This window comes from Vibrio sp. QJM3NY_35 (genome assembly GCF_057785915.1).
The window spans coordinates 810,411-825,426 of record NZ_CM173507.1; the positions used below are offsets into that span (position 1 = coordinate 810,411).

The following is a 15,016-nucleotide window of genomic DNA, read 5'->3' on the forward strand; positions in this document are numbered from 1 at the left end:
TTCACTGCACTAGATTTTGAAACAATTTTTAAAGGTTAGTTATTGGACTAATCATTTGTGTGACGAACTGGTCTAACTTTTTTGGAGAGAAGACTGATGAAATATTCACCTATACTCGCTGTAGCAATTTCAGCCCTATTTATTGTTGGGTGTGATGACGACGATGAATCAACAACTCAACTACAAGCTGTACATGCATCGCCAGATGCTCCTTTAGCTAACGTTCTAGTCAATAGTCAGGCTCGTTGGAGCGATGTCGATTATGCTCAAGCATCCGGATACGCTTCCGTAGGACAAGGACAGACAACTCTTCAAGTCGATGTCCAACTCCCAGGTGACGAAGTGGCCACTGTTATCCCTCAAAGCCAATTCGATTTGAGCGGTGATTTAGATTACACCGTTATGGTGGTCGGCGATGCTGATGGTTCCAATAACCCTGTAGAGGCTTTAGTCGTGACACGCCCCGCTGAGGGAACCGCAACAAGTTCAAGTCTAGATGTACAAGTTGTACATGCAGCAACAGGAGTTGGTGATGTGAACCTGTATGTCACTGGTCCTAGTGATCCATTGGGCGCACCGTTAGGGACTTTAGCTTATAAAGATTTTACTGATGTGCTGAATATTCCAGCTGGTCAGTACCGAGTAAGATTAGAAACAGTGGGCGGAAGTGCTATTGCTTTTGACTCTGGAGAAATCACTTTGTCTGGCGGTAGCGAGCTAACTATTGCGGCGGTGCCAAGAGCTGATTCAAACAGTGCATCTCCGGTGAAATTGATGGTGATGGATGGGAAAGGATCGTCTTTAATTTACGATATGGCAGAAACTGCTGAGGTAAGGGTGGGGCATCTTGTCGATGGTGCGCCAAATGTGGATGTATATGTCAATTCAGCTCAGTTTACTCCTCTTAATGCTTTGATGTTTAAAGAAGTTCGTGGCTTCTTAGATTTAGCTGCAGGAAGTTATGACATTGACATCTTTGCTGATGGCACTACAACCAATGCACTGATTGATGCAGATGGAGTCGCGGTATTTGCTGGTATGGATTACAGCATATATGCAGTAGGGACGGTAACTCCACTGAGTTTGGAACCATTGGTTATTCCTGAAAACCGTCGTCCGGTTGCGACCAGCGCGGTGCTAAACATTACCCACGCCGCTGCTAACCCAATAGCGGCATCGGTGGATATTTACTTAACAGAAAACGCGGGGATCTCTGGTAGCACTCCAGCGCTAAGTGATGTGAAGTTCAAAGATTATGCGAATGGCATTTATGTTGCGGCGGGGTCTTACTTTGTGACGATTACTGTAGCGGGTCAGCCGTCGGTTGTGGCTATCGACTCTGCGCCCGCAACCTTAGCTGATGGTGTAGTGTATCAAGTGGTGGCGTTCGATGACTCGGCTGGCACAGGCTTCAACCTTATTGTGAGTGATACAACAGACTAGTTCTTACAGGTTACTAGTGACAAAGAAAAAGAGGGTAGCGTGATGCTACCTTCTTTTCTTTTGCTTTTTTGTTCAACTACTCTTGGTTGGTTTTTGCTTTTTCCAGTAAATCTGTGAAAAAGTGGCGCAACGAATAGAGCATGATCAAACTTGGAATCACCATAAGTGCGGTTAGTATAAAGAAGGTTGACCAATCATTGAGGTAATCAACCAACTCACCACTGAATGAAGCCAGCGTTGTTCGACCGAAATTCCCCAACGATGCTAACAAGGCATACTGTGTCGCTGAGAAAGCTTGCCCGGTTAATAGTGTTAAGAAAGAGACAAACGCTACGGTTGAAAACGCAGTTGTGAAGTTATCGACAATGATGGTTGCCAAAAACAAGGTTTCACTCGGGCCAGTGTGAGCGATCCACGCAAACATTAGATTACTGGCCGCCATTGCCACACCGCCGATCATCAGTCCGCGTACAATACCGAATTTCACATTGAAGACACTGCCTACCAAAGTGAAGAATATCGTCGCGCCCCAGCCAATTAACTTGGAGTAATGACCGATCTGTTCATTACTGAAACCTATCTCTTTATAGAAGGTGATCGACATGCGACCTAGGAAGGCTTCACCTATCTTAAATAGGAACACAAACAGCAATAGAGTAATGGCAACTTGAACGCCGTTTCTTTTGAAGAAATCATAAAATGGTTCAATTACCGTCACACTGAACCAAGCGACAAGCTTTGAGCCGACCACTTTATTGTGTCGCTGTTGTGCTCGTTCTTGTAGGGCTTCACGTTGTGTATTTGGCTCTCCGACAAAAAGAGTAAACAGCATTAATACAACAACGACACCTGCCATTCCGTAATACACGCCATTCCAACCGATTGAGTCTGCATTAATAAAGGCAAGGTAGCCTGGTAGTGAATAACCCGTCCACCACCCAATTACGGCCATTGCGGAAGCTTGCGGCAGTTTTGATGCTTCGGATTTTGGGAAGGTATCAATACGAAATGCATCAATCGCGATGTCTTGCGTGGCTGAGGCAATGGCAATAGCGAGCGCCAACATTGAGGTAAACGCTAAATTCTCTGCGGGATTGACGCCTGCGATGAATAAGGTGCCAATTAAAACAATGGTTTGGCAGAAAAAGATCCAACTGCGGCGCTGGCCGAGTATTGCGTGAAGCACCGGCAGTTTTACTCGGTCTACCAATGGTGCCCATAGAAAGTTAATCGCATACACGGCAAACACACTACCAAAGTAGCCGATGGCAGCACGCGTTAAACCTGCATCTTTTAGCCAACCAGACATATTGGATCCAATAAGAACCCATGGGAAGCCACTCGAACAGCCGAGCATAAACACCCAAAGTAGGCGTTTATCTAGGTAGCTGCGGAAAGTCTGCATCCAAGAAAGAGAGGGAGTGCCTGATGACATAGGGCGTCCTTGTATAGAAAAACGCCCTTAAGAAATAAGGGCGCTACATTGGATTACTTAAGAAGGGTCACTTTAGTGATGACGATTGGGTCGACTGGAATGTCTGACATGCGGCCCATTCGCTTAGTTGGGATCGTTGCCATTTTTTGAACAACGTCAAAGCCTTCGGTTACTTTGCCGAATACAGCGTAACCTGGGTTGCCACCTTTAGCGTTTAAGAAGTCGTTATCTGAAAAGTTAATGAAGAACTGGCGAGTTGCAGAATCAGGCGCATTGGTACGAGCCATTGCGATCGTTGCTGTATCATTCTTTAGGCCGTTACTGCCTTCATTTTTGATAGGAGCATAAGTCGCTTGTTGATTCATATCTTGATCGAAGCCGCCACCTTGCGCCATAAAACCAGGGATAACACGGTGGAAGATAGTGCCTTCGTAGCTGCCGTCTGCAACGTATTTTAGGAAGTTCTCCGCGCTAACCGGTGCTTGTTCTTGGTTTAGCTCAATTGTGAAGTCGCCTAATGTTGTTTCTACGTTCACTTTAGGACCAGCCCAAACGCTCACGCTCACCAGCATTAATGCGATAGAAGATAAAATACGAACCATTAGAAACGTTCCTTCATGTAAGTTTGTAGCTCTTGGTCGTTAGCGATTTCCGTAAGAACCAAGTTAATTACGTCATTAAGAAGCATAGAGATGTCGTCATTTGAGGCACTCAAAGCACCAGTGCGCGTTGCAGTACCGTTGAATGTTTTCACTAACTTGCCTTCAGGCGTTTCAGCCGTAACTTCAAGCGTCACTTTACCGTCCATTTTGTTTTCCATAATGGTGTGTTCTACGGTAACAAGCGCTTCTTGAATCTCCAAAACAATTGAGTTTTCACTGTTTACGCTTGCACGAAAACCTTGAGACTCTAACTGCTGAGCAATAGCGTTTTCTAGAGAAATACGCATGTTTTGCTTAGCATGAATTGGTTGAATGTTTGAACGGCCACTATCAACCAATGCAACATATTGAGCGGCACGAACATCTTTACTGGTTAGTGTGTATGTTTTGCCTTGTACAAGGTTGCTTGAGCTTAGTGAAGCTTCTGGCATTACATTGATTTGTTCTTGCTGAGGGGCTGAACATGCTGTCAAAGCCATAATAGAAGCAGCCAAAATCAGTTTTTTCATTCCTTTATCCTTTCTAAATTCACACCAGAAGCTCGGTATCTTAAATTCTTGTGAAGTCGTTTCTGCTTATTTATTAAAATTCGCAGGCTCTCTTGTTGCTTGTAATATCTCAAATTTTTGGTTTAGTTCAAGCGTTTCAACGTTAGCTTCACCAAATAGTCTCGCTAGTTTGACATCGTATCCGAGGTGTCGGTTGCCAATAACAATTAATTTGCCTCCATTGCTAAGAACATGCTTTGCATCACAGAACATTTGCCATGCAATGTGATCAGTAATCGCTTGTTGCTGATGGAACGGAGGATTACACATCACTAAGTAGGTGCTGTTTTTCTTAAAGCCATCTAAACAGTTGTTGGCGATGAACTGGAAGTTGCCGTCTTCACCAAGGTTATCCTTGACGTTTTGGCGTGCTGACTCCACAGCCATAAAGCTTTCATCCACACAGGTAATACGAGCTTGTGGGTTCAATTGCCCTGCTTTTACGCTCAATACACCGTTGCCACAGCCTAGGTCGATGATATGACGCAGCTCTGGATCTTGAGGGATATGCTCTAGCATATAGCGAGCGCCTTGATCGAGTGCTTCCCCTGAGTAAACATTTGGTAAATTTTTCAGGCGGATATCTTCACCGTCTACATCCCACTCCACAAAAGGCTCTACCGTTTGAACAGGTTGGCAATTTGGAGAAGAGAAAACCAAGCGGTGCTTTTTCTTCGCTAACGAGGTTTTGGTCTCGCCTAGGTACTTCTCGAAAAGGTTAAGTGTAGAGGTGTGGATCTCTTTGACTTTGTTGACACCGATCACTTGGCAGCCTTCAGGCAATGCTTGGCGTAACTGACTTAACTGCCATACAAGGTGGCGGTTGGTCTTTGGTAGTTGCATGATCACAAGGTCGATACCGTGCGGGATATCATCCATGGTGTTTAAAAAGTTGACTCGATTACATTGATTACGCTGTAAGTTTTTTAGCGCACCGCGATGAGAAATAAATGAGTCGCTCATCATGGTGACATCATGATCTTTCGAGAACCAAGCGGATAGGGCACCAAAGCTGTCGTTCATGATCAGGATGTGTTTGCCAGGTTCAAGATTCATCTCTTCAACATGACTGATCAGGTATTCGTCGCCCGCATCCCAAGCTTGAAGGGTTTCATTTGAACGTTTTGGGAAACGATGTAAGGTCAAAGTTCTGTCGTGAAAGGTAAGTTCGGTTTTCATTGCTTGAGATACTTATGTAAGAAATAACAAAGATATTGTCTCAAATGCGGCCTGAACAAGATAGATAAAACTCAACCAAACCTATGCCATTCGCTATTAAATACTCGGACACTCGACCTATTAGGGTTTATACTCACCCCACGGATAATGCCAATACGTTATAAAGGAATCACAATGATCCAAGAAGTTATCGAAACAAAATTGCACAATGAGTTTTCACCAAGTCATTTAAACGTGATCAATGAGAGCTATATGCACAATGTTCCGGCCGGTTCTGAGAGTCATTTTAAAGTGATTGTTGTCAGCGATGCGTTTGAAGGTTTACGCCTTATTGCTCGTCATCGAGCGGTAAATAAAGCTCTTTCAGAAGAGCTTGCGAACAATATTCACGCACTGTCCATTCACACTTATACAAAAGATGAATGGTTGAAGCAGCTAGATAACGTGCCAGATAGCCCGATGTGTATGGGCGGTGGGAAATAGTAGAGTAATCGAATATAGAAGAGGTGGCGATGCCACCTTTTTTGTTGCCAAATACATCTGTTTTTCGTTGTTATATCACTCAAACTGATGGTAAATCGAGCGGTTGAAAATACCCACAACGAGTAGTGTTTTTATTAACAGTGTTTCAACATAACTCGAAAAATATGAGTTTGTGACAGAGTATTAATCTCTTGTTTAAAACACGATTCAAAAGCCATTTTATCTGTGCGGCTCGTCAAATTTATACATATTTTAGAGTCCATATGCTTCAAATCTCACCAAATATAGGCCGTATTCAAGTTATTGGTCATGGCATCAAGTTGTCAAAAAATGCTAGAATACGGCACCTGATAAATCTCACATAATCTTTATGGTGAATTTATTAATGTAATGTTGCGATTTTGGTATCTCAAATTTACCAAAACCGGACACTGTAATGTCGTGTCTAAGGGCGATTTTAAAACGTCCTGAATTTACGCAATTAAAAGAATCTTTTTCCCGATAAAGTAGTGCAAGTGCGTATGATTACAATAAAGAAGGGTTTGGATCTTCCTATCGCAGGAACTCCATCCCAGGTGATTAATGATGGTAAGTCCATCACTAAAGTCGCCTTGCTTGGCGAAGAGTACGTTGGTATGCGTCCTACGATGCATGCTCGCGTTGGTGATGAAGTGAAGAAAGGCCAAGTTCTTTTTGCAGATAAAAAGAACCCAGGTGTTGTATTTACTTCTCCAGCAAGCGGTAAAGTTATTGAAGTGAACCGTGGTGCTAAGCGTGTACTTCAATCAGTAGTGATTGAAGTAGCAGGCAATGAGCAAATCACGTTCAATAGCTATGAAGCTAACCAACTAGCAAGTCTTGACCGTGAAACGGTTAAAGCTCAGTTAGTTGAGTCTGGCGCATGGACCGCTTTGCGAACTCGTCCGTTCAGCAAGGTTCCAGCAGTTGATTCTGAAACTCCGGCTATTTTCGTTACTGCTATGGATACTAATCCGCTAGCAGCTGAGCCAGAATTAATCATTAACGAGCAGTCTGATGCTTTCGTTGCTGGTTTAGATCTTCTTTCAACTCTGACTAACGGTAAAGTGTACGTTTGTAAAAAAGGTACTAGCTTGCCTCGTTCAGCTCAGTCTAACGTTGAAGAACATGTTTTTGATGGCCCACACCCTGCAGGTCTTGCAGGCACGCATATGCATTACCTATACCCGGTAAATGCACAAAATGTAGCGTGGAGCATTAACTACCAAGACGTTATCGCATTCGGTAAGTTGTTCCTTACTGGTGAGATTTACTCTGAGCGTGTTGTTTCTCTGGCTGGTCCAGTAGTTAATAACCCACGCCTAGTTCGTACTCAAATTGGTGCTAACCTTGAAGAGTTGACGGACAGCGAGTTGATGCCAGGTGAAGTTCGCCTGATCTCAGGTTCAGTATTATCTGGTGTTCACGCTTCAGGTCCACATGCTTACCTTGGCCGTTACCATCAACAGGTTTCGGTTCTTCGTGAAGGTCGTGATAAAGAGCTATTTGGCTGGGCTATGCCTGGTAAGAACAAGTTCTCTGTTACTCGTTCATTCCTTGGTCATGTGTTTAAAGGTCAGTTGTTCAACATGACAACGACAACAAACGGTAGTGATCGCTCTATGGTTCCAATTGGTAACTACGAGAAAGTAATGCCATTAGATATGGAGCCTACTTTGCTGCTTCGCGATCTATGTGCTGGCGACGTTGATAGTGCACAAGCACTTGGTGCGCTAGAGCTAGATGAAGAAGATTTAGCACTGTGTACCTTTGTATGTCCTGGTAAGTACGAGTACGGTCAGTTACTTCGTGAATGCCTAGATACAATTGTGAAGGAAGGGTAATTTTCATGGGCCTTAAAAAGTTTATTGAAGACATCGAGCATCATTTTGAACCAGGTGGTAAACACGAAACGTGGTTTGCGCTTTACGAAGCTGCAGCAACACTTTTCTACACACCAGGTACAGTTACAAAGAAAAGCTCGCATGTCCGTGATAGCGTTGACTTAAAACGTATCATGATCATGGTTTGGCTTGCGGTATTCCCAGCAATGTTCTGGGGTATGTACAACGCAGGTGGTCAAGCTATTGCAGCACTAAACCACATGTATTCAGGTGCAGAACTAGTTTCTATCATTGATGGTAACTGGCACTACTGGCTAACCGAAATGCTTGGAGCCTCCTTAGGAGCCGATGCAGGTTGGGGCAGTAAGATGCTCTTGGGTGCGACTTACTTCTTACCTATCTACGCGACGGTCTTTATCGTTGGTGGTTTCTGGGAAGTACTGTTCTGTATGGTGCGTAAGCACGAAGTTAACGAAGGTTTCTTTGTTACTTCTATCTTGTTCGCGCTTATTGTTCCGCCAACACTTCCTCTATGGCAAGCTGCACTAGGTATTACCTTCGGTGTTGTTGTTGCTAAAGAGATCTTTGGTGGTACGGGTCGTAACTTCCTAAACCCTGCACTTGCTGGCCGTGCGTTCCTATTCTTTGCATACCCTGCTCAGATTTCTGGTGACGTAGTTTGGACTGCAGCTGACGGTTTCTCTGGTGCAACAGCGCTTAGCCAATGGGCTCAAGGCGGTGGTAGCGCGCTAATGAACACGGTATCTGGTGAGACGATCACTTGGATGGACGCATTCATTGGTAACATTCCAGGTTCTATCGGTGAAGTATCAACGCTTGCACTTATGATCGGTGCTGCAATGATCGTATACATGGGCATTGCTTCATGGCGCATCATTGCTGGTGTTATGATCGGTATGATTGCTGTATCAACATTGTTTAATGTGATCGGTTCTGACACTAACGCAATGTTCAGCATGCCTTGGCACTGGCACCTAGTTCTAGGTGGCTTCGCATTTGGTATGTTCTTCATGGCAACAGACCCTGTATCAGCGTCATTTACCAATGGTGGTAAGTGGTGGTACGGCATCCTAATCGGCGCAATGTGTGTAATGATTCGTGTAGTTAACCCTGCATACCCAGAAGGCATGATGCTTGCGATCCTATTCGCAAACCTATTTGCTCCTCTGTTTGACCACGTTGTAATCGAGAAGAACATTAAGCGGAGACTAGCGCGCTATGGCAAGTAATAACGATAGCATTAAAAAGACGCTGTTTGTTGTTATCGCATTGAGCTTAGTGTGCTCAATCATCGTTTCAACAGCTGCAGTTGTTCTTAAACCTAAGCAACAAGCTAACGCAGTTCTGGATCAGCAAACTAAGATCCTTGAAGTTGCGGGCATTGAACTTGCGGGTAATATTCCAGCACTGTACGCAGAGAACATTGAACCTCGTCTAGTTGATTTCGCTACTGGCGATTTCGTTGACGGCGACGCTGCTGCATACGACCAACGTAAAGCGGCAAAAGATCCAGCTCAGTCAATCAAGCTTTCAGCTGAAGATGACATCGCTAAGATCATTCGTCGTGCTAACACGGGTACTGTATACCTAGTGAAAGATGGCGCTGAAACTTCTAAAGTTATCATCCCTGTTCACGGTAACGGTCTATGGTCAATGATGTACGCATTCGTTGCGGTAGAAACTGATGGCAACACAGTTTCTGGTATCACTTACTACGAGCAAGGTGAAACTCCTGGACTTGGTGGTGAAGTTGAGAACCCAACTTGGCGTGCTCAATTCGTTGGTAAGAAATTATTCGACGAAAACCACAAGCCTGCTATTCAGGTTGTTAAAGGTGGCGCTCCTCAAGGTTCTGAGCACGGTGTAGATGGCCTTTCTGGTGCAACACTGACTAGCGTTGGTGTTCAACATACATTTGACTTCTGGTTAGGTGATATGGGCTTTGGTCCGTTCCTAGCAAAAGTTCGTGACGGAGGTCTGAACTAATGTCTAGTGCAAAAGAAATTAAAAAGAGCATCTTAGCGCCGGTGTTGGACAACAACCCAATTGCGCTACAGGTTCTTGGTGTGTGTTCTGCTCTTGCGGTAACCACTAAGCTAGAAACAGCATTTGTTATGACTATCGCGGTAATGTTTGTTACTGCTCTGTCTAACTTCTTCGTTTCTTTGATCCGTAACCACATTCCTAACAGTGTGCGTATCATCGTTCAGATGGCAATTATCGCATCACTAGTAATCGTGGTAGACCAAGTGCTTAAAGCATACCTATACGATATCTCTAAGCAGCTATCTGTATTCGTTGGCCTAATCATTACTAACTGTATTGTAATGGGTCGTGCTGAAGCATTCGCAATGAAGTCTGCACCAATCCCATCTCTAATCGATGGTCTTGGTAACGGTCTTGGTTACGGTTTCGTTCTTATCACTGTTGGTTTCTTCCGTGAGCTTCTAGGCTCTGGCAAACTATTTGGTATGGAAGTACTACCTCTAGTGAGCAACGGTGGTTGGTATCAGCCAAACGGCTTGATGCTTCTAGCACCTTCTGCATTCTTCCTAATTGGTTTCTTGATTTGGGCAATTCGTGTGTTCAAACCAGAACAAGTAGAAGCGAAGGGGTAAGGTAGTCATGGAACATTATATTAGTCTGCTAGTTAAATCGATTTTCATCGAAAACATGGCGCTTTCTTTCTTCCTAGGTATGTGTACATTCCTAGCGGTATCTAAGAAAGTTAAAACTTCTTTTGGTCTTGGTGTTGCGGTAGTTGTAGTACTTACAATCGCTGTTCCTGTAAACAACCTTGTTTACACACACATCCTAAAAGAAAACGCGCTTGTTGAAGGTGTCGATTTAAGTTTCCTTAACTTCATCGCATTCATCGGTGTTATCGCGGCACTTGTGCAAATCCTAGAGATGGTTCTAGACCGTTTCTTCCCACCTTTGTACAACGCACTAGGTATCTTCCTTCCACTGATCACAGTTAACTGTGCAATCTTTGGTGGTGTATCTTTCATGGTAACTCGTGACTATAACTTTGCTGAATCTGTTGTTTACGGCTTCGGTTCTGGTGTGGGTTGGATGTTAGCTATCGTTGCTCTTGCGGGTATCCGTGAGAAGATGAAGTACTCTGACGTTCCTCCAGGTCTACGTGGCCTTGGTATCACGTTCATTACTGTTGGTCTGATGGCGTTAGGCTTTATGTCTTTCTCTGGTGTTCAACTGTAGGGTAAGCACCCGGTAATAAGGAATAACAAATGCAAAGCATTATTCTTGGCGTAGCGATGTTTACCATTATTGTATTGGCTCTAGTACTAGTGATTCTTTTCGCTAAGTCTAAGCTGGTACCATCAGGTGACATCACTATTTCAGTAAACGGCGACCCTGAAAAGGCGATCGTTACTCAACCTGGTAGCAAGCTACTTGGTGCCCTAGCTGGCGCTGGTATCTTCGTATCTTCTGCTTGTGGTGGCGGTGGCTCTTGTGGTCAGTGTCGTGTAAAAGTTAAGTCTGGTGGTGGCGACATCCTTCCAACTGAACTTGATCACATCACAAAAGGCGAAGCTCGCGAAGGCGAACGTCTTGCATGTCAAGTTGCTATGAAAACTGACATGGAGATTGAACTAGACGAAGATATCTTTGGTGTTAAAAAGTGGGAATGTACTGTTATCTCGAATAACAACGAAGCTACTTTCATCAAAGAACTGGCTCTAGCTATCCCTGAAGGTGAAGAAGTTCCGTTCCGCGCGGGTGGTTACATTCAGATTGAAGCTGAACCACATCACGTGAAATACGCAGATTACGATATTCCTGAGGAATACCGTGGTGACTGGGATAAGTTCAACTTGTTCCGTTACGAGTCTATCGTTAAAGAGCATTCGATCCGTGCTTACTCTATGGCTTCATACCCAGAAGAGAAAGGCATCATCAAGCTTAACGTGCGTATCGCAACTCCGCCGCCAAATAACCCTGATGTAGCTCCTGGTGTGATGTCTTCATACATCTGGTCTCTTAAAGAAGGCGACAAATGTACTATTTCTGGTCCATTTGGTGAGTTCTTTGCTAAAGACACAGACAATGAAATGGTATTCATCGGTGGTGGTGCAGGTATGGCGCCAATGCGTTCACATATCTTCGACCAACTTAAGCGTCTTAACTCTACTCGTAAAATGTCTTACTGGTACGGTGCACGTTCTAAGCGTGAGATGTTCTACATTGAAGATTTCGATGGCCTAGCGGCTGCAAACGAGAACTTCGTGTGGCACTGTGCTCTGTCTGATCCTCAACCAGAGGACAACTGGGACGGTTACACAGGCTTCATCCACAACGTATTGTACGAAAACTACCTGAAGGATCACGAAGCTCCTGAAGACTGTGAGTACTACATGTGTGGTCCACCAATGATGAACGCGGCTGTTATCGGCATGCTGAAAGATCTTGGTGTAGAAGATGAAAACATCCTACTAGATGACTTCGGTGGTTAATCCATTTAAGTGATTGATATTATGGCTGACTCTCACGAGTCAGCCATTTGTTTTTCTAAGACTATTTTTGACAACATACTGGCTTATATAAGAAAGAGTAAGGCATTCAAAATACCTATTTTTTACTCTTATTTTTCCTTATATAAATCCTCAACATTAGACAGGAGTAAGCAAGTGAGAATTTGGCTTGTTGCATTAACTTCTTTGATTTTTCTTGCGGGCTGCGAGCAGGCAAGAGAGCAAGTGCATTTAAGTGGCCCGACTATGGGTACCAGTTACAATATTAAATACATCAATGGTGATGAATTTCCTGAGTCTAATGAAGTTCATACTGAGATCGATCGTCTACTTGAAGAAGTGAATGATCAAATGTCGACTTACCGTGAAGATTCAGAGCTGAGCCGTTTCAACCAACACAAAGGCGCGGACGCATTCGAAGTCTCTGAACAAACCGCTATTGTTGTGAAAGAAGCCATTCGTTTGAACGGTCTTACTGAAGGAGCGTTGGACGTTACGGTTGGTCCATTAGTTAATCTTTGGGGTTTTGGTCCTGAAGCGCGTCCGGAAGTAGTTCCATCAGATGAAGAGCTTGCTGCTCGTAAAGCTAAAGTCGGTATTCACCACTTGAGCGTTGAAGGCAACAAGCTAACTAAAGATTTGCCTAATTTGTATGTTGACCTGTCAACCATTGCAAAAGGTTGGGGCGTTGATGTTGTTGCTGATTACCTTGATTCAATTGGTATTCACAACTACATGGTAGAAGTCGGCGGTGAAATCCGTTTAAAAGGCCTTAACCGCGAAAGTGTAGGCTGGCGTATTGCCATCGAAAAGCCAAGTATTGACGAGCGCAACATCCAAGAGATCATCGAACCTGGTGATATGGCGATCGCAACGTCTGGTGACTACCGCAACTATTTTGAGCGTGATGGTGTTCGTTACTCACACATCATCAACCCAGAAACAGGAAAGCCCCTTCATCATAAAGTGGTTTCTGTGACTGTTTTAAACCCGTCTTCAATGACTGCAGACGGCTTATCTACTGGCCTTATGGTCTTAGGTGAGGAAAAAGGAATGGAAGTCGCAAACCAACATAACATTCCAGTGTTCATGGTGGTAAAAACAGCAGATGGCTTTAAAGAAATTGCTTCTGAAGCATTTAAGCCATACTTAGGTAAATAAGGTAAGCGAGATAATTATGAATACATTTCTGATTACATTTGGTGTTTTTCTTGCAGTAATCGCAGCGATGTCAATTGGCTACATTATCCAAAAGAAAGTTGTGAAAGGTAGCTGTGGCGGTTTGGGTGCTGTTGGTATTGATAAAGTATGTAACTGCCCTGAACCTTGTGACGCGCGTAAGAAGCGTGAAGCACGTGAAGCTTACCGTGAAGAGAAGCTGGCTGAGCGTCAACAAAAAGAAGCGGCTTGGAGTAAAGACCGTATCGCTTAATTGGTGACAGTCATAAGGGGTAGAGTTATCTATGCCCTTAAATTGAAAAGCTCAAGATTATCGTCTTGAGCTTTTTTGGTTTTAAGGCTTAGTCATTTACCTTGGCTGATTAACGATGGAAACAAAACCGAATGACTATTGTTCGATTTGCATGCTGTTGCGCGCAAACACTAGTTGGTTTCTACCTTGCTCTTTTGCCGTATAAAGAAGCTCATCAGCGGCTTTGATCTGTTCATCTAACTTCGCGTCTAAATCGGTTACGCCGATACTGATACTTACCTTGATTTTTTGAGAGTCATGCTCAACAACGTGGCTTTCAATTGCTTCTCTCATGGACTCTAAGTTGTCAACAAAGCTCTCAAATGCACCGCATGACTGAATACAAAACTCTTCGCCACCAAAGCGCACAGCGACATCGTCTTTGAAATGATCTTTGATAATTTTCCCTACATCGATCAGCACGGCATCACCACCATCGTGGCCAAAGGTATCATTCACTTTCTTAAAGAAGTCGATATCCATCATCGCGATGTTTCGTTGATCGCAGCCTTTACAAGGATGATTGAACAGGTAGCGACGATTCCATAAGCCAGTAAGAGCATCCTCGTTGGCATGTCGAAACAGCTCATTGGCCGCTTCTTTCATATCAAGCAGTTGATGGATTCGACAGAAAAACTCTTCTTGGTTAAAAGGCTTGTAAAGGAAATCGTTGGCACCGGCTTTAAGGAATCGCGCTGTCATAGTACGATCATCACTGCCCGATAATCCTAGAATGGCCAACTGGTTTCTGTCGTGATCGCGTCGAATCTCACGGATCATCGCTATACCGTCTTTCTTCGGCATATCATGGTCTGTAACAACGAATGTAATATCGGGGTCGTTATGAAGAAGCTTTAATGCTTGTTCGCCATCTTCGGCTTGGATTGTTTGGATATATTGGTGTTCTAGAAGTTGAGCTATGTAACGGCGAACGACCGCTGAATCATCGACTACCAATGCTTTGTGGTGGCGATTATTCGAAATTCTTTGAACCAGAGGGAGTAGGTAGCTTACTGATGACATACTGTCTTTAAGTATGTAATCGATAACGCCTTTGGCTAGGACTTGCTCTCGCAGTTGATTGTCGAACATCCCGGTCAGAACAATTATTTTCTGTTGATAGCCTAAGACGAGATCTATGATCTCACCGTCTTGCCCGTCAGGTAAGCAGTAATCCAATACGGCACACAAGAAATCCGTCTCTTGTTCCAAGATGTTTTTTGCTTCTGCAATCGATTCAGCAACTGTTACCTCATAACCGCTATTTTTAAGCTGTTGGTACAGGTAGTTGCGGAATGCTCGGCTATCTTCCACTACTAGTATTTTTTCACTCACAAGCGGTCCCTACTTATAGACTAAATACTCGTTAACAATAGTATCAGAAGAGCTCATGGCTATTGAAGCGAAACCTCTTTA

Annotated in this window: 15 protein-coding genes; 10 read left to right on the top strand and 5 right to left on the bottom strand. The window is 44.0% G+C overall.

Features of this window, described 5'->3' with window-relative positions; translation table 11 throughout:
• Positions 1–96: 96 nt before the first annotated feature.
• Positions 97–1,443, top strand: a complete 1,347-nt coding sequence (locus tag AC3CH3_RS03600) for a DUF4397 domain-containing protein (protein WP_488537758.1) — start codon at positions 97–99, stop codon at positions 1,441–1,443.
• Positions 1,444–1,519: 76 nt separating this feature from the next.
• Here the strand turns inward: AC3CH3_RS03600 and AC3CH3_RS03605 are convergent, their stop codons facing one another.
• The 4 genes from AC3CH3_RS03605 to AC3CH3_RS03620 all read right to left on the bottom strand — a co-directional run bounded on the left by AC3CH3_RS03605 (position 1,520) and on the right by AC3CH3_RS03620 (position 5,267).
• Entirely contained in the window at positions 1,520–2,878 is a 1,359-nt protein-coding gene (locus tag AC3CH3_RS03605) for an AmpG family muropeptide MFS transporter (RefSeq protein WP_488537759.1), read from the bottom strand.
• Between the two features lie 53 nt (positions 2,879–2,931).
• Complete coding sequence (locus AC3CH3_RS03610) at positions 2,932–3,480, bottom strand: peptidylprolyl isomerase (protein ID WP_017071274.1); 549 nt, start codon at positions 3,478–3,480, stop codon at positions 2,932–2,934.
• Complete coding sequence (locus AC3CH3_RS03615; protein ID WP_488537760.1) at positions 3,480–4,049, bottom strand: YajG family lipoprotein; 570 nt, start codon at positions 4,047–4,049, stop codon at positions 3,480–3,482. Before AC3CH3_RS03615 ends, AC3CH3_RS03610 begins: the two co-directional genes overlap by 1 nt.
• Before the next feature lie 66 nt (positions 4,050–4,115).
• Positions 4,116–5,267 carry a methyltransferase gene (locus AC3CH3_RS03620; protein WP_488537761.1) on the bottom strand — a complete coding sequence of 384 codons (1,152 nt, stop codon included), beginning with the start codon at positions 5,265–5,267 and terminating at the stop codon, positions 4,116–4,118.
• 174 nt (positions 5,268–5,441) lie between these two features.
• On the opposite strand from AC3CH3_RS03620, the gene bolA reads away from it, so the two are divergent.
• From bolA to nqrM, 9 genes are all read left to right on the top strand, one after another.
• Positions 5,442–5,750: a transcriptional regulator BolA gene (bolA, locus tag AC3CH3_RS03625; RefSeq protein ID WP_004737616.1), complete on the top strand. Its 309-nt coding sequence runs from the start codon at positions 5,442–5,444 to the stop codon at positions 5,748–5,750.
• 521 nt (positions 5,751–6,271) lie between these two features.
• Positions 6,272–7,612, top strand: coding sequence for a Na(+)-translocating NADH-quinone reductase subunit A (locus AC3CH3_RS03630; protein ID WP_488537762.1), 1,341 nt, complete (start codon positions 6,272–6,274; stop codon positions 7,610–7,612).
• 5 nt (positions 7,613–7,617) lie between these two features.
• On the top strand, positions 7,618–8,862 hold the full coding sequence (locus tag AC3CH3_RS03635) for an NADH:ubiquinone reductase (Na(+)-transporting) subunit B (RefSeq protein WP_010439046.1): 1,245 nt from the start codon (positions 7,618–7,620) through the stop codon (positions 8,860–8,862).
• On the top strand, positions 8,852–9,619 hold the full coding sequence (locus tag AC3CH3_RS03640; RefSeq protein WP_004735209.1) for a Na(+)-translocating NADH-quinone reductase subunit C: 768 nt from the start codon (positions 8,852–8,854) through the stop codon (positions 9,617–9,619). The genes AC3CH3_RS03635 and AC3CH3_RS03640 overlap by 11 nt, the downstream gene beginning before the upstream one ends.
• Positions 9,619–10,251, top strand: coding sequence for an NADH:ubiquinone reductase (Na(+)-transporting) subunit D (locus AC3CH3_RS03645; RefSeq protein WP_008223083.1), 633 nt, complete (start codon positions 9,619–9,621; stop codon positions 10,249–10,251). The genes AC3CH3_RS03640 and AC3CH3_RS03645 overlap by 1 nt, the downstream gene beginning before the upstream one ends.
• A gap of 7 nt (positions 10,252–10,258) precedes the next feature.
• The gene (nqrE, locus tag AC3CH3_RS03650; RefSeq protein WP_009848375.1) at positions 10,259–10,855 is read left to right on the top strand and encodes an NADH:ubiquinone reductase (Na(+)-transporting) subunit E; all 597 of its coding nucleotides are present in this window, start codon (positions 10,259–10,261) and stop codon (positions 10,853–10,855) included.
• 29 nt (positions 10,856–10,884) lie between these two features.
• The gene (nqrF, locus tag AC3CH3_RS03655) at positions 10,885–12,111 is read left to right on the top strand and encodes an NADH:ubiquinone reductase (Na(+)-transporting) subunit F (protein WP_010439056.1); all 1,227 of its coding nucleotides are present in this window, start codon (positions 10,885–10,887) and stop codon (positions 12,109–12,111) included.
• A gap of 174 nt (positions 12,112–12,285) precedes the next feature.
• Positions 12,286–13,290, top strand: coding sequence for an FAD:protein FMN transferase (locus AC3CH3_RS03660; protein ID WP_048607978.1), 1,005 nt, complete (start codon positions 12,286–12,288; stop codon positions 13,288–13,290).
• A 16-nt stretch (positions 13,291–13,306) separates the two neighbouring features.
• Positions 13,307–13,561, top strand: coding sequence for a (Na+)-NQR maturation NqrM (gene nqrM, locus AC3CH3_RS03665; RefSeq protein ID WP_009848378.1), 255 nt, complete (start codon positions 13,307–13,309; stop codon positions 13,559–13,561).
• Between the two features lie 135 nt (positions 13,562–13,696).
• Here the strand turns inward: nqrM and AC3CH3_RS03670 are convergent, their stop codons facing one another.
• Positions 13,697–14,935, bottom strand: a complete 1,239-nt coding sequence (locus AC3CH3_RS03670) for a GGDEF domain-containing response regulator (RefSeq protein ID WP_488537763.1) — start codon at positions 14,933–14,935, stop codon at positions 13,697–13,699.
• Between the last annotated feature and the right edge of the window lie 81 nt (positions 14,936–15,016).